Here is a 20734-nt window from a genome sequence, read left to right as displayed (position 1 = left end):
ATCGACCGATAGAACACCGACATCATATGTGATGCAATCCGCATATCATCAGGCCCATCTCTGACACAGGCAATATACACGGAGACCCACGCATGGCAGCACGTCCCGACGAGAACTACACCATCCGCAGGCAGGTCTTCAAGTTCTTCGGCGCGGGGTTCGACATCTACGGCTCAACCGGCGAGATGATCGGGCACTGCCATCAGAAGGCCTTCAAACTGAAGGAAGATCTCCGCATCTACACCGACAAGACAAAGTCCGAGGAGTTGCTCGTCATCACAACACCGAAGGTCATCGACTTCTCAGCAAAGTACGACGTAAAACTCCCGACGGGCGAGAGCATCGGCGCAATCCAGCGCAAGGGACTCAAGTCCATGCTGCGCGACACGTGGCTGGTCTTCAACGCGGAAGGACGCGAGATCGCCAAACTGACCGAGGACTCCGCATTCAAAGCATTGGTTCGCCGGTTTGTGGACTACGCGCAGGTGCTCATGCCACAGTCGTTCCATCTCAAGCGCGAGGACGGGTCTGACATCGCAAGGTTCCGCCAGCACTTCAACCCGTTCATCTTCCGGCTCGGTATCAATATCCAGGATCCGGACGACGAGATCGATGATCTTGTGATCCTCGCGCTGGGCTGCCTCATCAGCGCGATCGAGGGTCGACAGGGGTAAGTTGCTCTCTGAAAACACACAAGCCCAGGGATTACAATCCCTGGGCTTGTTCTTCTTTAACGCAATAAAAACCGCTTACTTCAGCTCAACTGTTGTCTCGATGTTCTTCGCCTTTTCCGCGGTGTACTTCAGCGCGACCGTGTCGCCCTTCTTGCCGGTCACAATGAACCGGTAGATCTCGGAACTCTGCCCGCCGATGCCGCCGGGAAGTTGGATGCGTCCTGGCTCATCGCGCACCGCGTTGAAATCTGTGTCGATCCATCTGCCGATCGAGCCGCTAGTCACGACGCTGCCGTTCGACGGCTCGCATGTCAGAATGTCGTTGGTGCCAATCCCGCGCATGCGCGCAACTGCAAGTCGTGACGGGATCAGTTTCTCGTTCCTGATCTCGACGGTCACCTGCCACAATCCACCACCCATGTCCTTTGCCTCGACACGATCAAACGAGAGCAACGGCATGTGCGACGCGTGGAACATGGTGAAGGCGAAGTTCCGATGGCACTCCTCTTCGAGCATGAAGTTCGGCGTTGCTCGCGACGACCACCGATTGGGACCGCCGATCAGCACTTTGCCGTATTCTGGATGATCGAACTCCTCGTATTCCTTGAATGTCGTTCCAAACGCCATGCGGTCGCGCCAGAGTTTGCTGCGCTCTTCGTCCATCTGGCCTTCGCGCTGGAAGAACCGACCGTTGGTCATCATCTCGTTGGTGAACGACATAATACCAAGGCCCTCGGCAAGCCAGTTGACGAATCCGCCGTGCACGGTGTAGAGATCGTCGTAGATAATATAATAGTTGTAGTACGGAAGCAGAATCTCACCAACGCGTCCGATCTCATCGTACACACGACGATCCTGCGCAGGGTATTCGCTGTTGCGCCACGACGCGCCCGGACCGCGCAGGATCATGCCACCAGCATTGTGATAGCTCTGCCCCGCAGCGATATTCGGATGCGCAAGGATGAACTCTGCAACTGCGCGCGTTTCCGGATCGGCCAGCGGAAAAATGGTCGCTGCATTCTGCACGTATTCGGGCTGCCATGCGGTTGGCCACGAGCGGTTCATATCGTCGCCGCCTGGGCCGTCCTCGTTGATGCGTCCATCGCCGTCGGTATCGATGCCCTCGGAGCCGAGGCGGATCCACTCGCCTTTCTCACCCTCTGCAAGGCGCGCGCGACGGAAGACGCGCGGATCAAACTCGTCGCGCAGCCAGTCGCCCGACGGGTCTTTCTTCCACATCTGGGTGATTGAGCCGTCGCCATCAATATCTTCCGGCGGGTCTTCGTCAACAAGCCCGTCGCGATCATTATCGACCGGTCTGCGACTCCAACGCGATGAACTCGATGTCTGCACCTCATCAAACCACGCCTGGCGTCCGTCGGGATTTTGTGATGGCAGGTAATAGAACGAGTAGTTGTCAACAAGTTCGGTCATGTCCTTCGACACGCCGTACGCCTTCGTCATGTACCACAAAGAATATACAACGACCTCGGCAGCCTGGATTTCATTGCCGTGGACGTTTCCATCGATCCACATCGCGGGTTTTTCGGTATCGGCACCGCTCTTTGGATTGTTAACGATCGCGACGATCATCTCGCGACCCTGCTGCGAGTGCCCGATCGTCTTGAGCGTGACAAGATCGGGATACGCGGCCGCAATCTGCTTGAGATACTCGTTGAGCTGATTGTGATCGACGTACCGGTTGAATGGAATATCGACCTTGCCATCGATGTGCTGCTGCGCAGTTGCAACGGATGCGCAGACGAGCGCAGCACACGTGGAGAGGACGGAAACGGACGAACGAAACTGCTTCATCATGTTCATCGTGCACCTCCCGTGCGTGTCGGCTGGACATTAAGTTCTGTTGCTACGACGGCAGGGCCATCGATTGTGATTTTCACACTGGACATGCCATTCGCATTGACAACCCACGAGCCGCTCCAGTCACCACCCATCGCATCAAGGGAGGCAAACCCGCTCGCACGATTGCCGGAAAGGATGCGTTCCTTTGGCAGATCAATGCGCACCATGGTGCGTGTGTACCGCTGGGTCTTGTTTCCGATAGCGCTGGTCGTGTCCATCTCGCCGGTGTTAACGATGCGCAGATCGATGCGCCATATCCCGTTGCCGAGGTCCTCGACAATCGGAGCTTCAATGGTAACCTTCGGCATCATCGACGCGAGTTTCGCGATGAACTCGGCCTGCTGATCAACAAGTTTCGCCATCAGCAGCGCATGATCTGCTCCGTCAGATACTGCCGGATTGAAGAACACACCAGGCACCATACCACCGATCTCGACAGTGCCAAGCGTCGGATGCTCGAACGTTGTCCATTCGACAAATCCACGGATCGACCCATCATCGGATGCGTGCTCGTCGAGATACTCGAACCACTTCTCGTCCTCGGTCTTCTTCTTGTCGTCCTTGCTGTCCTTCTTCGCAGCAGGCTTTGCTTCCTTTGCGGGCGCTTCAGGCTGAGGCTCCTCAATCGTGCCGCCCTGCCCCACCGTCATAAACTTCTGACGCACGGGTTCGGGGAGCGCCATGAACTCCTGCATGATCGCGTTGCGCTCGGCTTCCGACATACCGTCAAGCTCGCCCATTGCAGTCTGGATGCCCTCGGTTGAGAGCTCAATCGTGCGACCAGCGATGCTGACGGACTCAAACTTCGGCTTTGGAGCTTCCTTTGTCTCTACTACTGATGCTTCAGTCGTGTCACCAGCAGATTCACCTTCGGTATCGTCTTTCTTTTTCTTCTTTTCTTTTTCCGCCTCGGCTTCCTTGCGTGCAGCAACCGCATCCGGTGTCAGCGATGCGATCTTCTCGCGAATTGCGCTCTCAAGATGCATCAGATCAAGCGCAGGCTTGAACCCGTCAGATTCAGAGAGCGTGTCCATCCACTGCACAAGTGATGCAATACCTTCCTCTGTCAGATCGAACGAGCGACCGCCGATTGTGACGTTGGTCGGGAGTTCTGCTTCGTCTTCAGCTTTGTCAGCCTTGTCATCCTTCTTTGTTTCGAGAAGATCGGAGCGGACCCAGACGGGTGTCGCGAACGTCGGAATACCCATGTGTGCGTACGTCCAGCCCGCAAAAGATCCCTCGCCGAATCCCTTCTCGATCGCGTCGTGCGTTGACTTGATGTGCGTGATCTCACCGAACGACTTGCTCACAGCTTTGTACAGATCCTCATCACCGCGCTCGATGCCTGTCGGCACACGGCCGGACACATCGAACTTGCCAGCATCGGGTATTTTCGTCACCGTGTCGCGCGGGCCATATACAACCACCGCAGCAATGTTCCGGTTCGATTCGATGTAGCGCGCCAGCGCGTTTGCGCTCGGATAATCGAGCGGGAACCTACCCGCACCCTCTGAAAACTCCGGCCAGAGATGAGGGAACTGTGTGTCAACAATCATGCTTCCAGTCGCGTCCTCGGCATATTCGCCATCGCCATCATCATCCGTTGATTCGATGATCATCGCGTGGGTCGCGATCTCGCCCTCGTCCTTCTTCGGCTTGCGCATGATGCGCGGATCGTCGGGATCGATGATCCACTCACGATCCATCCTCGGTGGCGGATTCGCAACGCGCATCATGGTGATGATGCCGTCACCATTGAGATCGTTCGGACCGTCCTCGTCCTTTCGCCCGTCGCCATCCTCGTCGTTGCTCCACGCGACCAGTCGCGTAGCCTTTGCGTCTGCCCGCACCCAGTTGCCCGACATCAGTGTTGATATTTCTGTGTCGATGCACGGGATCACAACAACATCGACAGCATCGAGCGCATCGGCGTGGTTGATCGCAATGGATCGAGCCACTTCAATCGCAACAATCTGACCGAGTTCGTGGCGCCCGTCCGCACCAGCGACAACCAGCACAGTTGGCTTGGTTGCACCAGATGCCGATCGCTTTGTGACGGTGATCATGGGGAGATCTGTCGAGGTATCGACGTCGCTCCACGTCACGGCACTGCACAACGTCATCGCAGCCGCGCGCGCATCGATTGTGCCAGGCACGGTACCAACCTCGATCTTCACACCAGCGGGAAGACTCGTCTGGTTCTTTACCGCGTCAAGCCACGGATCAATACCTCGCTGGGCGATGGCTGTGCCGGCGCAGATCAATACGCCAAGTACTGCGGCAGTTCGGGCAGATGTCATGCATGCCTCCGGAGATTGGTCTTTCCATTGATAAATCAGAGCCTGAACACGCAGGATAGCGGATTCCTGTCATGCGTGTATCGACCGCGAACAACTGCCCACGCCGGGATGTTCCCATCGGTGAATTCCTGCTCGTTATTGGACGATTTTTGACCAGGCCGAACCGATACCGAAACGCCGCGAATAAACTTCCGTGCCCAGCCTCTCACACTGGGCAGTCTTGGGGGACATCATGAAACACAGAACAGGCTGGAACCGAACCAGCAACCACGCGCGGCATGGCATTACACTGGTAGAGGTACTGATCACAATAGTCCTTATTGTTGTAGCACTTGCTATCTTCGCACTCGTTGCGTTGAGCAGAACCAAAGCACACGTTCTAAAGCAATACGACGCTGCTCAACTTCGGGGCATTAGCGTATCAATGCAGGTCTGGGCCAACTCAAACAACGACCTTTACCCGCTCCCATCCCTGATTGACATCAACAACGACACAGTCCCCGAACTGGGCACAGCCAAGGACACCACCGCGAATATCTTCTCTCTCATGCTGTGGAACGAGATGTTCACACCAGACTTGCTGGTCTCGCCAGCAGAACCAAGCGAGAAGATACAGGTGCGCAACGACTATCAGTACGAGAAACCACCATCGGCAGTCAACCCTGACAAAGCGATGTGGGATCCGTCATTCAACATCGATTTCACAACTGGCACAGGCCATCTCAGCTATGCGCACGCGATCCCTGTCGATCCAACTGGTGCCGCTGCATCGGTGTGGAAGAACTCGTTCAACGCGACAGAACCAGTGATCTCTACACGTGGCCCCGAGATTCTCAGCGAAAACGTCACTCCCAGCGGGCTTGCGACACTGATCCTTGCAAATCAGAAATCGAACACGATCGCGTACTGGAAGCCTCGCAACACATGGTCAGGAAATGTTGCGTACAACGACGGGCACGCCCAGTTTGAACAGTCAATGATGATGGACAATACACAGGTTCCCACATTGCCCATCCAGCGCGACTGGCTGTTCTGGGATGAGCCGCACGACGCGACACAATCGAACGCGTTCCTCTCGTTGTTTACCACAGCTGGCCCAACACGATCAGCGTTCAAAGCGATCTGGGATTGAATCGTGTACAATATAATCAGAGTACACGCAAGTTCAATACAAGATTTACCAGCGTATTGTGAGGAGCAATCATGAACACCGGTTCACACAAGGCACGACGTGGCATCGCAATTGTTGATGTGCTGGCAGTACTCGCGGTTGCTGGCATAGGCGCAGCAACACTCGTACCGGCTGCGGATATGGCTCGGCATAGTGCTCGCGGACCAAAGGATGCGACTCAGCTTCGTGGCATTGCACAAAGCATGGTGATCTGGGCCAATACGAACAAGGACAGATTTCCGCTCCCATCCGAGATGGACAAAGCCAACGACACTGTGAAGGAGGAAGGGGCGGCAAAGGACACCAGCGCCAACCTGTTCTCTCTGATGCTCTGGAATGAGATGTTTACAGCAGAGTTTATTGTCTCACCGTACGAACCGAACGAGAAAATCAAACCACACACGAACTATGAGTACCAGAACCCGACAACTGCTGTCAATCCCGACAGAGCACAGTGGGACCCGAAGTTCTCAGTTGACTTTACGGCTGGCGGTGGCAGCCTCAGCTATGCGCATCAATGCCTGAACGAGGAGCGAACAAAGAGGAAGTGGCGTAACACCTTTGACTCCAGAGTTCCGCTCCTTTCGACGCGTGGACCAAAGCAGATTGGCGAGATTGTCCGTGATGAGGACACGGTTTCACCAACATTCGAAGAGAACTTTCTGAGCAATACCTTTGCCTTTGAGTCGCCGACAGACTCATGGTCGGGGCACATTGTGTACGTCGACAGCCACACCGAACTCGTTGATGCAAGAATGCAGCCAGACGCCGTGTACTTTGTAGATCATGACGATCCAAACCGAAAAAAATCGGCTAATACTGACGCACCGTTTACTCGAACGCGAGGCATGCGTGACTGGCTGTTCCTCGACGAATCCGAAGATGAAACAGGCACCAACAACTTCCTCAGCATCTTCATAACAGCTGGCGCGAAGAGAACGGACTTCAAAGCGATCTGGGATTGAAACACATGAAGCAAAGCACGCGTATCAGCTGATGCGTTGTATCCATTCGCACACCTCGTGGGGAGGTCACATGAAAAACAAGAATCAAAGTGGTCGTGGTACGTACTCAACCCGCCAGAAATTTCTTTTCGTTGGAGGGTGCTCACTGGCGTTTGGGATTGTCGTCGCAGTCATGTTCATGTCGACAACACCCGTACGACACTCAGGACATACGCAAGTCCACAAGGATGCTTCCCAAGTTCGCGGGATCGTCCAGAGCATGGCAATCTGGGCTAACAGCGAATCAGAGAGAGTGGACCGGTCGCATCTCATCGGTATTGTCCAGAGCATGGAGGATTGGTCTGAAGCCCAACCAGAGACATCCGCGGACGAGCCCGAAATGGGGCAGCCATGACACAAACCAGAAACTATCGCATCTCACGTGCTGATGTTATTACTGTACTTATGCTGCTCGGGATGTACGCTGCATTTCTTGTGTTTGCACTACCCAGAAACACACCAAACCACGCAAATCACGCAAAGCAATTGAAAGACTCGTCCCAACTTCGAAGCATCATGCAGGGAATGCAGGAATGGGCGCAGACTCAGACCGACACGTCCGACATTGATACGAACTCACCGGAAACTGAACAACCGGAAACCATCGAATAGTTACACAGTGTTCTTCACGTGCAATTCGGCGAGCTGCGCCTGCTCTACTGCGCCCGGGGCTTGTGTCATCAGATCGCCACCGATCTGCGTCTTGGGGAACGCGATCACGTCGCGGATGTTGTCAGTACCCGCGAGCAGCATGACCAGACGATCAAGCCCGAACGCAATCCCTCCATGCGGCGGCGCACCAAACTTCAGGGCGTCGAGCAGGAACGAGAACTTCTCCTTCGCCTGCTCGCGCGTGAGCCCGATGAGATCGAACACGCGCGACTGCACATCCTGGCGATGGATACGGATCGATCCGCCACCGATCTCTGACCCGTTGCAGACCATGTCATACCCCGCGCTGACAATGGACTCCACATCGTCAACATTCGATGGGTCGACGCTCATGAATCGTTCGAGTTCATGCGTCGCTGGCGCGGTGAACGGATGGTGCAACGCAACAAAGCGCTTCGCTTCCTCGTCGTACTCGAACATGGGGAAGTCCGTCACCCAGTACATGTCCCATGTGTTCGCTGGGATGAGATCAAGATCCTCTGCAATCTTCAGGCGCAGCTCACCGAGCGCACGATTGACAATGCGCTTGGTGTCAGCACCGAAGACAATTGTGTCGCCGGGTTCTGCGCCGAGACGCGCGATCAGTTCATCCTGCACACTCTCGACGAAACGGGCGATCCCGGTGTCGAATGCTGATTTCCCGTCCTTCGCGACAACCTTTGTCACCGGCACGCCACCCGCGCCAAACTGCTTGACGAACTCTGAGTATCCGTCGGTCAGCTTGCGTGTCAGCTTCTCAGCGCCGCCGGGCACGCGGAAGGCCTTGACCATGCCGTGGTGCTTGGCGAGTGCATCAGCAAACACACGGAAGTCCGTCTTTGCTGCGATGTCCGAGATATCACACAACTCAAGCCCGAAGCGACGGTCGGGGCGATCTGAACCATACTTTTCCATCGCGTCGGCGTAGGTCAGTTGGTCAAACTTCGGCAGTTCGACATTGAGTACTTCCTTCCAGAGGAGCGTCGCAAACCGTTCCATGACATCCATGACATCCGCGCGATCCACGAACGACATCTCAAGGTCGATCTGCGTGAACTCTGCCTGGCGGTCGGCGCGCGGATCCTCGTCGCGGAAACACCGGCAGATCTGCAGGTATTTGTCACACCCTGAGACCATAAGAATCTGCTTGAACAACTGCGGCGACTGCGGGAGTGCGTACCACGCGCCCTCGACGTGACGCGAGGGCACAAGAAAATCGCGCGCGCCTTCAGGTGTGGAACGACACAGGATCGGGGTCTCAATCTCAAGGAACCCTTCGCGGTCGAAAAAGTTGCGTGCAATCTGCGTCACGCGATGGCGCGTGCGCAGGATGGTCTGCATCCGAGGCCTGCGTAGATCAAGGAACCGATGCTTCAGGCGCAGCTCCTCGCCCGGCAGGTTGTCGGTGTCGGACGGCTGGAACGGCGGAGTCTCCGTCTTCGCGAGCACGGTCAGTTCCTTGACGACCACTTCAATGCGACCCGTCGCGAGCTTGGGGTTTGGTTTTCCATCACGAGCGCGCACAACGCCAACCACGCGCACAACGTCCTCGGACCGGAGAGCATCGGACAGCTTCACCATCTCGGGTGCGGCATCCTCGGAATCGAAGACCAGCTGTGTCAGTCCGAACCGATCGCGCAGATCGATAAATACCAAACCGGACCCGTGGCCGCGATGCGAGTTCACCCATCCGCACAACGTCACGGTCTGTCCGACATGAGATTCACGAATCTCGCCGCATGTGTGTGTGCGGCCGACACCTGAGACTGTCATTGCGATGCTCCAGCAGTGCGAAAATCACCCGTTCTATCGTCCCGAACGGGCATGGGCGGGGAGTCTAGCCGTTTTTTCCGCAGAGTCGCCGAATCGCACGATTCGAACCTCCGTAAACCCCGCGCTACCCTGTTTCTAACGCAGTTTTTACGAGAGAGGACGGTTTCATGGCCCCTGCCGCCACAGTCACAGATGCAATCCCCGCTTTCACCCTCGGAAGCAGAACTTTCACCAGCAGGCTGATCGTCGGCACGGGCAAGTATCCGACGATGCAAGTGATGGCTGATGCGCTCGACGCATCGGGTGCGGAGGTTGTGACAGTCGCTGTCCGTCGTGAGCGACTGTACAACGACAAGGGGGAATCGCTGCTCGACGCGCTGGATTTGTCGCGGTACACCATCCTCCCGAATACAGCTGGGTGTTTCGATGCCGACGACGCGGTGCGGGTCGCACGACTCGGACGCGAACTTCTCGACCAGCTCGATAACCCCGGTGCGAACTGGGTGAAGCTGGAGGTGCTGGGTGATCGCACGACACTGCTCCCCGATCCCGCTGGCACATTGCAGGCGTGCAGGGAACTTGTCAAGGACGGGTTCGAGGTGTTGTGCTACACGAGTGACGATCCGATCATGGCTGCGAAGATCAAGGATGCGGGCGCGACGAGCGTCATGCCCGCGGGAAGCCCGATCGGTTCCGGCCAGGGCGTGCTCAACCCGAACAATATTGTGCTGTGCCTTGAGAAGCTGAAGCACAACGACCCAAACTACCCCGTCATTGTGGATGCGGGTGTGGGCAGCGCCAGTGATGTCGCTGTCGCAATGGAACTCGGCGCTGACGGTGTGCTTTTGAACACAGCTGTCGCGCACGCGCAGGATCCAGTCTCCATGGCACACGCAATGCGCCACGCGTGCATAGCCGGATACCACTCAGCACGCGCAGGGCGCATCCCGAAGAAGCTCTACGCAATAGCATCGAGCCCGTGGGAAGGCACGATCTCGTACATCCCGGGCGAGTAACGCTACAACCGATTCTTCTGAAATTGTGTTCTACCGCATGTCTGTAATCAGTTTGTTCGCATCTATTGCCACTTCTGTCAAGGAAATGTAACGTACTCCAACCTGAACAATGCAACGGAACCCAGCGTACCGATACGGGTAATACCTCTTAGAAAGCACCACTGGTTCTCCACGACATTCGTCGGAGGTACGTATGCAGTTGCCACAGCTTGAGGATATTCGCATCGCCTCGCCCTGCCCCATGAGTTGGGACGAGATGGCCGGTGATGATCGCACTCGTTTCTGCGAGATGTGCAAACTGCACGTCCACAACATCACAGGAATGACGCGCGACGAAGCCACGGAACTCATCCGCAATGCTGAAGGTAGCCGGCTGTGCGTGCGTATGTACAGGCGTGCCGATGGGACAATCCTCACCCAGGACTGCCCGATCGGATTGCGCGCGATTCGGCAGAAGATGGTGCGAGGCGTTGCGCGCGTTGCAGCGATTCTGCTCTTCGGCGCCAGCGCTGCATGGGCAGCAGTCAGCAGGAACAACGACGCTCGTGAACGGATCGCAGACATGCAACCCTTCACAACAATCCGTTCGTGGTTTGCAGGAAAACCAAAGATATTGCCTCCACCGCAGCAAATGATGGTGATGGGTGATATCTGCTTTACCCCAGCGCCGACGAATACGCCAACATCCTCTGGAAATGAGTAGAAACTCTAGTCTGTCCACGTTCCACAACACGCCCATCTTCTGGAAACGAAATCATGCAACTCCCACAGCTTGAGGACATACGTATCGCATCACCCTGCCCCATGAACTGGGACGAGATGGTCGGCGACGACCGCACTCGCTTTTGCGAAATGTGCAAGCTGCATGTGCACAACATCTCGGGCATGACACGCGATGAAGCAACGCAACTCATCCGAAATGCCGAGGGCGACCGTCTGTGCATACGCATGTACAAACGTGCGGACGGCACTGTCATCACGCAGGACTGCCCGGTCGGATTGCGCGCGATTCGGCAGAAGATGGTGCGCGGCGTTGTACGTGTTGCAGCCTTACTGCTTTTCGGTGTCAGCACCACGTGGGCTCTCGTAGCCAAGGGGAACACCGATCGGGATCGCATCGCAAGCCTTCAGCCGTTTACGACGATTCGCGCATGGTTCGCAGGCAAACCAAAGCCACCGATTCCAACTTTCACTCCCTTCAACCGCAACATGCAGTGCCTTGTATGATCTATTGCGTTTGTTCCTCCACCCCCGCCCCCTGGCAGCACAAACCAAAGCAGCACAGGAAGTAACTGATATGCCCGCATTTCTCCTCGGTCTTTGTGTTGTCAACATGCTGCTGATGGTGGTCGCAAATGCTGCAAACGGTGGTCGCGCGCTGATCGTGTACGACTGGGTTGAAAACGCGATGCTCGGCACACAACCCATGTCTCTATCGCTGCTCATGATTGTTGTTGTTGTTCCCGTCATCCCGTTCATTCTTGTCTTTGAATGTATCGACAAGCTTTCACCACGTCGTCTGTTTCGCAGCGATTCATCAGCGAGTGATCGTTTCGTCCGGGGCGTGGTCGTTGCACTGATCGCAGCGTGCATATCCGCGATTACACTCCCGTTCAGCGAGCAGTACGCATCTCCCGCACTCGTGACAGGTGCCGCAACACTGATCTCATGCACCGTCGTGCTCCTGTGCATGCGCAGATGCAGGGTCGGATACTGCATCTCGTGCGGGTACGATCTGCGCGCAACAGACGCGACCCGTTGCCCGGAGTGCGGCACACTGCACAGCAAGTACGGGCGGAATGCACACGCAGTGAAAGCGCCTGCGTCGATCAACTGCTCTGTGTGAAGCTCCCAGCGTCACCCTCCCCACTTCATTGCCATCGCTCACTCAGGGCAGGACTTCGGCCTGCGCGGATCGAATAATCGCGTGCGTGCAAACAACCGCCATGCGAACAGAGTGGTACCACCAATGAAAAAGAAAACCGTCACGAAGAAGCCGGCTGCAAAGAAGAAGACGACGAAAAAAACAACAAAGAAGACCCCAGCAAAGTCTCACAACTCAGCGTCCGGTGAGATCGACGCCATGATTGCGGCGCTTGGTGACTGGCGCGGCGACATGCTTGCGCACGTCAGGGCACTCATCAGGCAGGCTGACCCGGACGTTGTCGAGGAGATCAAGTGGCGAAAACCATCAAACCCCGGCGGCGTGCCCGTCTGGTCGCATCCGCACGATGGGAAAACCGCGATCATCTGCACCGGCGAGACCTACAAGGACAAGGTGAAGCTGACGTTTGCGAACGGTGCGTCGCTCGCTGATCCAACGAAGCTATTTAACTCCAGCCTCGACGGGAACACCCGGCGAGCGATCGACATTCGCGAGAACGACACGATCAACGCGACAGCCTTCAAGAAACTGGTGCGGGAGGCGATAAGGGAGTGAACGGCATCATGAGAACAATCACCTCTGCACTCGGTGCTGCTGGGTAAATCATCGGAAGACCGTCTTTAGAAGGAAATGACTTGGTACTGGTCGTACCGTCGGTCTTTATTCGGTTCTGTTCCTGCCATTGCAAGATTCGCGCAAATAATTTCTGCCGTTCGTTGCGCTCCAAGAATTCGCACTCCAATAACGACAACTTCGCCGGACGGAGATTCATGGAGTGTTGCCATCTCACCTTTAGCACGAGTTCAACAGAAAGCAATAGGCCTATAAATCGGTTCCGCAGGTCGGGCGGGCCTAGAACCTGAGATAAGACTGTTTCAGGTAGTGACCGAACTCGGTCTTTGACGGTGTCGTCGTCAAAGGACAGCGGACGAGCAGCATGTGCGAACTGATTCCGGATCTTGCGAAGCTGGCCAAGAGCCTGAGACGTTGGGCGACTAATCAAGCCCATGCAATACGCGAGTTGGATGCAGGTGCTAAACGTAAGCGCGTCACGATCCTCTAAGAGGCCCTTACTCGCCTGAGGATCGTCGATCATACTGCTGCTGAGCAACCGGTTGAGCGATTGTTCGAGATACGAAACTCCAACCACCACCACAAGATGATCAGGTAACTCGTGAAACTCACTTAGCCAACGAAGAGCCTCCTTCTGCCTTTCAGGAGCGAGTTGCTTCAGCGGTTCATTCAGTGGTTGCTCGGGCTCGTACCAGATATCTTCAATGACGAAGAACGCTGGCTGATGCTGAGTTTGTGTGTCTTGTGGCCGCGGCTGGCTCTTTGCCATGTGTCCTCCGTTGGTCTTTACGCTGTACCATATTTATTGCGGCAGAACGAATCTGATCAAAAGGTCCGGATTCGCAGGGCGATAATAGGATGAAGAAAAACTAATTAGATTCGTCCGAATCGCTCGTAGAAGATCAACGCGAAAGCATAATCGGCTTGCATGTGTTTCTATGCTTGTGTCGATGCAACCAGTCAATCCTGCATACCCTTCTGCGTTCGCGTGGGCTTGCTCGGATGATGACATTGGGTACAGAGAGAGGAAATCATGCCGTTGACATTTAAACGTACAGGATTGGCCGTGCTCGCACTCTCAGCGATAACCATCGCGCCAGCGAGTGCGCACGACGTGGAAACGGACGCGATTATCGTCCCCATGACAGCTCCCGAGCCCGCGTTCACATACCAGTCCATGATGAACATCTACTTCGATGACGAGTCGGGATTGATCAGCATCCGCGACATCGATCTCGCGTTTGCGCCCGAGGGCGAGATCAACGCGGGTGTGGCGCTGGTCGATTCAACCAACACGGTGATCGCCAGCCACACCTTCTATCCTGATCCTCGCTGGCGCGAGGGTGTCTTTGCGCGGTTGTCCGAGGTCGGACCTGCGGACTTCACGCTCACAGAACCGGGCACGTACAGCCTCGTCTATCTGATCGACGGGAAACCTGTCTCGCGCCTGCCCTTCGGTCTTGAGCAGACCTCCGAGGGTGACGATCCCTTTAACCCCGTGAAAACATACCGGTTCTACGGCATGTGGGGCGTGTATGGATATCTCACGATGAACACGTGGAAGGATGCGCCGTTTCCGGAGCTCAATCTCTGGCTCGGCGGGCGCGATCTTGCCGAGGGCGAGACCAAGGACATGTTTGTCGCAACGCTCAAGCATGGCGACGATGTGATCGCGCACTCGAAGGAAACGCTGGGTTTCTTCAGCCAGGGGCATTACAAGCCAACAAAGATCAGTCTCTTTCATCCACACACAAGACGTGAGATTCCGAACGCTGAACCGTTCATGCTGTCTGACTGGACTCGTGCCGACGGCGAGTACAGACTGGAGATCACGCGCACATCCGACGGCGCTCTCATCCGGTCGTTTGTGATCAATGTGAAGGATGGCAAGGTGCAGAATCTCCCGAGTACAGCGTTGACTATGGAGCCGCACATCGACTACATCACGCCGCGCGTCACGATCAAGGGCGCGAACATGTACGGATTTGTCGAGGCGATCTGGGTGAAGTCAGAGCCTGCCAAGAAGAGCGGCGAAGAAGCGCACGAGGAACGCTGAGATGTTGCTTGCCTGATCCGTGCGAGACGGAAGTGGAGCGGCTGTGATGGCGAAGAAGACGAGCACCAACGCACCCAAACTGCTCTCAGGCGGCAATCCTCAGATCGCCAAGGCCGACGGCAATACACCCGTGCAGGCGTACATCGCTGCAATGCCGGGATGGAAACGCGAGGCGGGCGAGCGCCTCGACGCGATCATTACTGAAGCATGCCCCAGTGTGCGCAAAGCAGTTCGATGGAACTCGCCGTTCTATGGCGGCGCCGAGGGGCGCGGATGGTTCCTCAGTTTTCACTGCTACACGAGGTACATCAAGGTCGCGTTCTTCAATGGCACGTCGCTGCATCCGATACCGCCAGTGGAATCGAGGGGAAATGAAACCCGGTACGTCCACATCCACGAGGACGAGCAGATCAATGCGGCGCAGCTTATGTCGTGGGTGAAGCAGGCGAGTGTGTTGCCCGGATGGCGGCAGTCTGCATAGTCGGTTTGAAGGCACAGTGACCACATACACAGAATGCAAACAATGCCCCACACATGAAGTACAGCGAGTCAACTCCGCCAGATTATCTGTGCTAACTGATCTGTTGGAATATCGCGTAAAGCACGATCTAGCACGCCTCTTTGATACCTAAAGCCAGCCATATCCATTGTGAGAATATGTTCGCTCAGGAGGCGCGGAACCATGTTGCAAGACGCGCCGAGAGAAGCGCGAACATCGGAAGACCTGAGATGAGATAGAAAGTGAATGGTGTAACACGTCTTCTTCCTCGTCCGAGGCCAACGTCAAGCCACGGCTCAACCCAGAGACGAGGTCCGTACGCAAAGTACGCAATCACAAGAATGACACCGGCTACCAGCAGTCCGAACACCACGTCTAGAAGTACGCGACGCACGCGTTGCCGATCGTCTTTGCTGCTATAGAAACTAGAGCACACCCAACCAAATGGAATGATGATGGCTAGCAGCAGTGCAGCAACAAAGTGCCAACGAACCGTGCCTTTGTCCGGCACCGGCCATGTCTGGTCGAGCACCTCAGCAGATGGAAAGATACCAACCCGTTGCAACTCACTGGCAATCGCGCTGTACAGAATAGTTACAAGCACAATAACCACCGACACGGAGACGCCCATCCCCGATTGGTCCTCGTTTTCTTCGCTGTAGTCCCGCATTTCACAACTCCAGTCCGGCTATCGCAAGACATCGTGCCATAAGCGTACCCAACAGGGCGTGGACGACCTCCTATTTACTTTCGCCCTGATTGTTCCTGCCCTCTGCTTCCAGTTTCTGAGCCCTCTCTGATTCAAATCCTGCCCTTTTTCGCTGGTTCATTATTTTCATAATGATAACGGATGTGAGCAAAGAATGATCAAAGGGAGTTCGGGCACGATGAACCCCTTTTCGAACGGGCACAAGTTGCCCAAGGACAGAAACGCGTGCGCTCCATTCCCGAATAGAATCAGGATCATGTCTGCTGAAATACAATCAGTTGAAAAAAGCTCATTCGCAGCCAGCGAGCAAACTAGAGTCGACCAGACTGGTGATCGTTTTACAGAGGTCCAGCGCCTCTGGTCGAACATGATCGCGCGTGTCATGCTTCCACTCTCGTTCTGCATCATGACTGGGGTAATCCTAATTGTCGGAATCCAGAAACAAGGCACAAACTGGCCTCAGCTTCTTCTCGTCTTGTCCCTAGCAAGCAGTATCGAGTTGTTTGCAATCTTCGGAGTCAGCCAGCGCACAACGGTCACCACAAACGAGTTGCGCGTCAGGGTTAGACCGTTCTGGGGAAAAGCGATCCAGCTTCAGCAGATCACCAGCGCAAGTGCAGTAAAGTACAACCCGCTCGTTGACACCGGTGGCTGGGGCATTCGCCGATCACGAAAGTACGGCAACGTGTATAACATGGCTGGTGATCGTGGCGTGCATATCGTCTACACAGATGCCAATAGCAAGGAACGCAATATGCTGATCGGATCGATGCGCAGCGACGAACTCGTTGCAGCGATTGATGATGCGCAGGCAGCGCTCATGTAACATTCACAGTGCAGCGAGTCTGCGTGCGGTTTCCTGCTCGATCAGCGCTTCCATCAACGAGTTCAGTTCGCCCGCAAGCACCTCGCGTAGCTGAAACTTCGTGCCGAGCCTTTCATCTGAGACTATCCCATCCTGATAGCGATAGGTTCTGATCTTCTCGCTGCGTCCACCTGTGCCGATCTGGTCGCGTCGTGAAGCATCACGCTCGGCCTGCTTCTGCTGACGCTCGCGTTCGTACACGCGAGCGAGCAGTAAACGCTTGGCGCGCTCGCGGTTCTGCTGCTGGCTTTTGCTCTCCTGCATACGCACCTCGATGCCGGTCGGCTCGTGCACAAGATGGACCGCTGTTGCGACCTTGTTCACGTTCTGCCCGCCAGGCCCCTGCGCTGTTGTCACATGCTCGACGACGTCATTTGCCCAGTCGATCGTCACCTCGACCTCTTCGGGCTCGGGGAGCACCGCAACTGTTGCTGTCGACGTGTGGATGCGCCCCTGCGTTTCTGTTGCGGGCACGCGCTTGACCGAATGCACGCCCGCCTCGAACGCGAGTTCCTGCCACACACCCTCACCCTTCACACTCACAACCGCGTGCCGTATCCCGCCCACGCCGTCATCAACGGTGGAATCGAGCAGTTCCAGTTTCCACTTCTTCATCGCTGCGTAGCGCTCGTACATCTGCAGGAGATCGCGACACCAGAGCCCCGCTTCATCACCACCGGTGCCTGCGCGGAGTTCCATCATAACCGATCCCACCGCACGATCGTCCGCGCTCACCAGATCACTCTTGACTGTCGCAAGGAGAGTCTCGGCCTGATCCTGAAGCTGGGCGATCTCGTCGCGCGCAAGCTCCGCCAGTTCGGCATCGTCACCATCGGCGCTCTCACGCAGATCGACCAGTTCTGCTTCGATCTCGTGAAGTCGTTTCACACCGAGTGCAGCCGATTCGATCGCGCTGCGTTTGATGGACAGCTCGCGCACCTTCCGATGATCGGAAAGCACGTCAGGATCTTCCAGTTCAGTCCCGAGTGCGTCGTACTGGGTTGCAAGTTCTTCCAGCTTCTCGCGAAGGACTGGATCGATTGTCGAGAGAATGCCCGGCATAGTGCTGAGCATAGGCGAAAGATCGCATGTTTCACGCTGTCTGCCAGCAATCCGATAGGCACGAATCCCAAGAAACAGCACGCTGCGCTGCGTGTCTGCCCGCATTGTCAGCCGATACCATTCCCCATTACCACCGCCGGCAGAATCACCCCGTCCCGTCCCGGAAGGAGCCAGACTCGTGGAGCATGCTGTCCGATTGCAGGGATTGCGAAAGACCTTCGGCACGAAGGTCGCGGTCGATCATCTGGACCTGGAAATCAAGCAGGGCGAACTGGTTGGTCTCATCGGGCCAAACGGCGCGGGCAAGACCACGTCCATCCGCATGCTGATGTCCATCCTGTTTCCGGATTCGGGCACGATCGAGGTGCTTGGCAAGTCGTCAGCCATTCTCGCAAAGGACCGGATCGGGTACCTGCCCGAGGAGCGAGGCGTGTACCGGAAGATGCGCGTCGGCGGGTTCATCGAGTACATGGCAAAGCTCAAGGGCATCGCGCCGGGGCCGACGCTTCGCAGCAGGATCACAGACTGGCTTGAGCGCGTTGAGTTGGGTGATTGTCTGAAGAAACGCTGCGAGGACCTGTCCAAGGGCATGCAGCAGAAAGTCCAGTTCATCGCAACGATCATCCACGACCCGGAACTGATCATCCTCGACGAACCCTTCAGCGGCCTTGACCCGGTCAACATGCGCCTGCTGCGTGATTTGTTCCTTGAGCAGCACAATGCTGGCAAGACCATGATCTTCTCGACCCATGTTATGCATCAGGCGGAACAGCTCTGCGATCGCATCGCGATGATCTCTGATGGCAGGCTCGTACTCGATGATTCACTAACAAGTGTCAGGCGCCGCGAGACCAGTTCAACTGTGCTTGTGAATCTTGATACAGATCACACCAAACCGACGCATGACGAGGTAGAGCAGGCGACGACGAAGCTAACACAACTCTCGTGCGTGAACCAGGTTCACACGGGCTCAGCAGATACGGAAACAAAGGCTGATCTTCTCGTCACACTCAACGACGGATCTGGACATGCCGACGCAATTCGTGCGATCGCATCAACCGTTGAAGCTCGACGCGTCGAACTCAAAGAACTTTCGCTGGAAGAAGTCTTTATCAGGCTTGCAAAGTCAAAGCAGCCAGCACACGAACTTGCGGGGGTGTCAGCATGAGCGCGGACTACGACAGAACACCATCTGACAGCACATCCAGCACGTTCACACACGGATCAAAGTCGCCGGGAGGACTCGCAAGAACGTTGCACGTCGCGATCCGCGAGTACATGGCAACCGTCGTGACCAAGGGATTCTTTGTGGGTGCTGTGCTGGTCCCGGTTGTTGCGGGTCTTATCGTCGGGTACTTCGGTCCCAAGCTGATGAACCCCGCACCGCCACAAACCAACGGGGAGATCGTTGTGCTTGATCGGACCGGCGAACTCCAGGCTGCGATCGAGCAGCGCATAACAAAGGAAGAGCTTGATCGACGGGCAAATCCAATAGCAGCGTTGCGGAACGCAGCCGCTGAAAAGGCCGGCGAAGCGAATCCCGCGATACAAGCAGCCGACAAGATGATGGACAAACTCGACGGGTTTCATGGTGCGCTTACGCTCAAGTTCATCCAGACCGACGACGAGAAAGCCGAAGCACGCGACGAGGTGCTCACAAATCCAAATCCTCGCACAGGCGGGCCGATTGCAATTATCGATGTCGCACCAAACGCTGTGATCAAGTCGGATGAGACACCAACGTTCGGCGGGTACGAGCTTCTCATTCACCAGAAGCTCGATCATCGTGTCACATCGATTCTCCACGATGTCATGGTCGAAGCGGTGCGAGCAGTTCGGTATGATCGCAACGGAACTGATGCTGCAACACTTCGCACACTTGTCAGCGTTGCTGGTGCCAATCAGGAAAACGAGATTACCGAGAAGGGCGATACGGGCAGCACGAGTGGCCTTCGCGCTGTCCTTCCATTTCTGCTGATCATTGTGATGATCGTTGCTGTAACAACGGGGAGCCAGTACCTGCTGACAACCACCATTGAGGAGAAATCCAGCAGGGTTGTCGAGGTGTTACTCTCAGCCGTCTCACCGTTGCAGTTGATGGCGGGAAAGATTCTCGGGCAGATGGGCGTTGGCCTAACGATGATGGTGCTCTACCTTGCGGCAGGATTCACCGCGCTGTCCGCGTTCAGCATGATGCATCTCATCAAACCGACCGACATTGTGCTGCTCATTGCTTTCTTTATCCTTGCGTACATCATGATGGCATCGATGATCGCTGCAATGGGCGCAGCTGTGTCAGAGTTGCGTGAAGCGCAATCTCTTGTGACCCCTGTCTATCTGTGCCTGTTTGTGCCATATATGCTGGGATATCCGATCAGCCAGAATCCAAACTCCCTCATGGCGATCGTGCTGAGCTTTATCCCACCCATTGGGCCATTTATTACGATGCTGCGCGTGGTCTCGTCAGATCCGCCCCCAATCTGGGAGGTCGGGCTTGCAATGCTCGCAGCGATCGTCGGTGCGTTCGTGCTCGTCTGGATGAGCGCAAAGATCTTCCGTATCGGGCTGCTGCTGCATGGCAAGCCGCCGAACTTTGCCACGCTCATCAAGTGGATCAGAATGGCCTAACGCAT

20 protein-coding genes are annotated in these 20734 nt (G+C 56.0%); 14 read left to right on the top strand and 6 right to left on the bottom strand.

Annotated elements, in window-relative coordinates; all coding sequences use genetic code 11:
* The first annotated feature begins 92 nt into the window (after positions 1-92).
* A complete protein-coding gene (locus H6815_09410; GenBank protein ID MCB9860655.1) occupies positions 93-674 on the top strand; it encodes a hypothetical protein in 582 nt (193 codons plus the stop codon).
* Between the two features lie 75 nt (positions 675-749).
* On the opposite strand, the gene H6815_09405 is transcribed toward H6815_09410, so the two are convergent.
* Together H6815_09405 and H6815_09400 are read right to left on the bottom strand one after the other, a co-directional pair.
* Positions 750-2498 carry a peptidase M14 gene (locus tag H6815_09405; protein ID MCB9860654.1) on the bottom strand — a complete coding sequence of 583 codons (1749 nt, stop codon included), beginning with the start codon at positions 2496-2498 and terminating at the stop codon, positions 750-752.
* The gene (locus H6815_09400) at positions 2495-4837 is read right to left on the bottom strand and encodes a hypothetical protein (GenBank protein ID MCB9860653.1); all 2343 of its coding nucleotides are present in this window, start codon (positions 4835-4837) and stop codon (positions 2495-2497) included. Before H6815_09400 ends, H6815_09405 begins: the two co-directional genes overlap by 4 nt.
* Positions 4838-5069: 232 nt before the next feature.
* On the opposite strand from H6815_09400, the gene H6815_09395 reads away from it, so the two are divergent.
* From H6815_09395 to H6815_09385, 3 genes are all read left to right on the top strand, one after another.
* Complete coding sequence (locus H6815_09395; protein MCB9860652.1) at positions 5070-5969, top strand: type II secretion system protein; 900 nt, start codon at positions 5070-5072, stop codon at positions 5967-5969.
* Positions 5970-6040: 71 nt separating this feature from the next.
* Positions 6041-6973 (top strand): hypothetical protein, encoded by a 933-nt coding sequence (locus H6815_09390; GenBank protein MCB9860651.1) that lies wholly within the window; start codon positions 6041-6043, stop codon positions 6971-6973.
* 390 nt (positions 6974-7363) lie between these two features.
* Positions 7364-7624 (top strand): hypothetical protein, encoded by a 261-nt coding sequence (locus tag H6815_09385; protein MCB9860650.1) that lies wholly within the window; start codon positions 7364-7366, stop codon positions 7622-7624.
* Here H6815_09385 and aspS read toward each other — a convergent pair whose 3' ends face one another.
* Positions 7625-9436, bottom strand: a complete 1812-nt coding sequence (gene aspS / locus H6815_09380) for an aspartate--tRNA ligase (protein MCB9860649.1) — start codon at positions 9434-9436, stop codon at positions 7625-7627. It lies immediately after the preceding gene.
* Positions 9437-9603: 167 nt separating this feature from the next.
* On the opposite strand from aspS, the gene H6815_09375 reads away from it, so the two are divergent.
* From H6815_09375 to H6815_09355, 5 genes are all read left to right on the top strand, one after another.
* Positions 9604-10452 (top strand): thiazole synthase, encoded by an 849-nt coding sequence (locus H6815_09375; protein MCB9860648.1) that lies wholly within the window; start codon positions 9604-9606, stop codon positions 10450-10452.
* Between the two features lie 193 nt (positions 10453-10645).
* The gene (locus H6815_09370) at positions 10646-11155 is read left to right on the top strand and encodes a hypothetical protein (GenBank protein MCB9860647.1); all 510 of its coding nucleotides are present in this window, start codon (positions 10646-10648) and stop codon (positions 11153-11155) included.
* Between the two features lie 53 nt (positions 11156-11208).
* A complete protein-coding gene (locus H6815_09365; protein MCB9860646.1) occupies positions 11209-11679 on the top strand; it encodes a hypothetical protein in 471 nt (156 codons plus the stop codon).
* A 70-nt stretch (positions 11680-11749) separates the two neighbouring features.
* A complete protein-coding gene (locus H6815_09360; protein ID MCB9860645.1) occupies positions 11750-12298 on the top strand; it encodes a hypothetical protein in 549 nt (182 codons plus the stop codon).
* Between the two features lie 123 nt (positions 12299-12421).
* Positions 12422-12892, top strand: coding sequence for a DUF1801 domain-containing protein (locus tag H6815_09355; protein ID MCB9860644.1), 471 nt, complete (start codon positions 12422-12424; stop codon positions 12890-12892).
* Here H6815_09355 and H6815_09350 read toward each other — a convergent pair.
* Positions 12858-13679 (bottom strand): hypothetical protein, encoded by an 822-nt coding sequence (locus H6815_09350; protein ID MCB9860643.1) that lies wholly within the window; start codon positions 13677-13679, stop codon positions 12858-12860. The two genes, H6815_09355 and H6815_09350, sit on opposite strands and share 35 nt — an antisense overlap.
* Positions 13680-13943: 264 nt before the next feature.
* Between H6815_09350 and H6815_09345 the strand changes: the two genes are divergently transcribed.
* Positions 13944-14966: a hypothetical protein gene (locus tag H6815_09345; protein ID MCB9860642.1), complete on the top strand. Its 1023-nt coding sequence runs from the start codon at positions 13944-13946 to the stop codon at positions 14964-14966.
* A 46-nt stretch (positions 14967-15012) separates the two neighbouring features.
* Positions 15013-15447 (top strand): DUF1801 domain-containing protein, encoded by a 435-nt coding sequence (locus H6815_09340; protein ID MCB9860641.1) that lies wholly within the window; start codon positions 15013-15015, stop codon positions 15445-15447.
* Between the two features lie 184 nt (positions 15448-15631).
* Here the strand turns inward: H6815_09340 and H6815_09335 are convergent, their stop codons facing one another.
* Positions 15632-16135, bottom strand: a complete 504-nt coding sequence (locus H6815_09335) for a hypothetical protein (GenBank protein MCB9860640.1) — start codon at positions 16133-16135, stop codon at positions 15632-15634.
* A gap of 295 nt (positions 16136-16430) precedes the next feature.
* Here H6815_09335 and H6815_09330 point away from each other — a divergent pair, with 295 nt between their 5' ends.
* The gene (locus H6815_09330; GenBank protein MCB9860639.1) at positions 16431-17000 is read left to right on the top strand and encodes a hypothetical protein; all 570 of its coding nucleotides are present in this window, start codon (positions 16431-16433) and stop codon (positions 16998-17000) included.
* A 3-nt stretch (positions 17001-17003) separates the two neighbouring features.
* Here H6815_09330 and H6815_09325 read toward each other — a convergent pair whose 3' ends face one another.
* Entirely contained in the window at positions 17004-18206 is a 1203-nt protein-coding gene (locus H6815_09325; protein MCB9860638.1) for a PCRF domain-containing protein, read from the bottom strand.
* 73 nt (positions 18207-18279) lie between these two features.
* Here H6815_09325 and H6815_09320 point away from each other — a divergent pair, with 73 nt between their 5' ends.
* Both H6815_09320 and H6815_09315 read left to right on the top strand, forming a co-directional pair.
* A complete protein-coding gene (locus H6815_09320; GenBank protein ID MCB9860637.1) occupies positions 18280-19269 on the top strand; it encodes an ATP-binding cassette domain-containing protein in 990 nt (329 codons plus the stop codon).
* Entirely contained in the window at positions 19266-20729 is a 1464-nt protein-coding gene (locus H6815_09315) for an ABC transporter permease (protein ID MCB9860636.1), read from the top strand. Before H6815_09320 ends, H6815_09315 begins: the two co-directional genes overlap by 4 nt.
* Positions 20730-20734: the final 5 nt, after the last annotated feature.

The organism is Phycisphaeraceae bacterium (assembly GCA_020639155.1).
In the GTDB taxonomy this organism is placed as follows: domain Bacteria; phylum Planctomycetota; class Phycisphaerae; order Phycisphaerales; family UBA1924; genus JACKHF01.
Note: the sequence above shows the minus strand (reverse complement) of the source record. Positions and strands in the feature narration are given on the sequence as shown.

Coding starts and splice junctions, on each gene's coding strand:
- H6815_09410 (MCB9860655.1), top strand. CDS start 93: ATGGCAGCACGTCCCGACGAGAACTACACCATCCGCAGGCAGGTCTTC.
- H6815_09405 (MCB9860654.1), bottom strand. CDS start 2,498: ATGAACATGATGAAGCAGTTTCGTTCGTCCGTTTCCGTCCTCTCCACG.
- H6815_09400 (MCB9860653.1), bottom strand. CDS start 4,837: ATGACATCTGCCCGAACTGCCGCAGTACTTGGCGTATTGATCTGCGCC.
- H6815_09395 (MCB9860652.1), top strand. CDS start 5,070: ATGAAACACAGAACAGGCTGGAACCGAACCAGCAACCACGCGCGGCAT.
- H6815_09390 (MCB9860651.1), top strand. CDS start 6,041: ATGAACACCGGTTCACACAAGGCACGACGTGGCATCGCAATTGTTGAT.
- H6815_09385 (MCB9860650.1), top strand. CDS start 7,364: ATGACACAAACCAGAAACTATCGCATCTCACGTGCTGATGTTATTACT.
- aspS (MCB9860649.1), bottom strand. CDS start 9,436: ATGACAGTCTCAGGTGTCGGCCGCACACACACATGCGGCGAGATTCGT.
- H6815_09375 (MCB9860648.1), top strand. CDS start 9,604: ATGGCCCCTGCCGCCACAGTCACAGATGCAATCCCCGCTTTCACCCTC.
- H6815_09370 (MCB9860647.1), top strand. CDS start 10,646: ATGCAGTTGCCACAGCTTGAGGATATTCGCATCGCCTCGCCCTGCCCC.
- H6815_09365 (MCB9860646.1), top strand. CDS start 11,209: ATGCAACTCCCACAGCTTGAGGACATACGTATCGCATCACCCTGCCCC.
- H6815_09360 (MCB9860645.1), top strand. CDS start 11,750: ATGCCCGCATTTCTCCTCGGTCTTTGTGTTGTCAACATGCTGCTGATG.
- H6815_09355 (MCB9860644.1), top strand. CDS start 12,422: ATGAAAAAGAAAACCGTCACGAAGAAGCCGGCTGCAAAGAAGAAGACG.
- H6815_09350 (MCB9860643.1), bottom strand. CDS start 13,679: ATGGCAAAGAGCCAGCCGCGGCCACAAGACACACAAACTCAGCATCAG.
- H6815_09345 (MCB9860642.1), top strand. CDS start 13,944: ATGCCGTTGACATTTAAACGTACAGGATTGGCCGTGCTCGCACTCTCA.
- H6815_09340 (MCB9860641.1), top strand. CDS start 15,013: ATGGCGAAGAAGACGAGCACCAACGCACCCAAACTGCTCTCAGGCGGC.
- H6815_09335 (MCB9860640.1), bottom strand. CDS start 16,135: ATGCGGGACTACAGCGAAGAAAACGAGGACCAATCGGGGATGGGCGTC.
- H6815_09330 (MCB9860639.1), top strand. CDS start 16,431: ATGTCTGCTGAAATACAATCAGTTGAAAAAAGCTCATTCGCAGCCAGC.
- H6815_09325 (MCB9860638.1), bottom strand. CDS start 18,206: ATGCGGGCAGACACGCAGCGCAGCGTGCTGTTTCTTGGGATTCGTGCC.
- H6815_09315 (MCB9860636.1), top strand. CDS start 19,266: ATGAGCGCGGACTACGACAGAACACCATCTGACAGCACATCCAGCACG.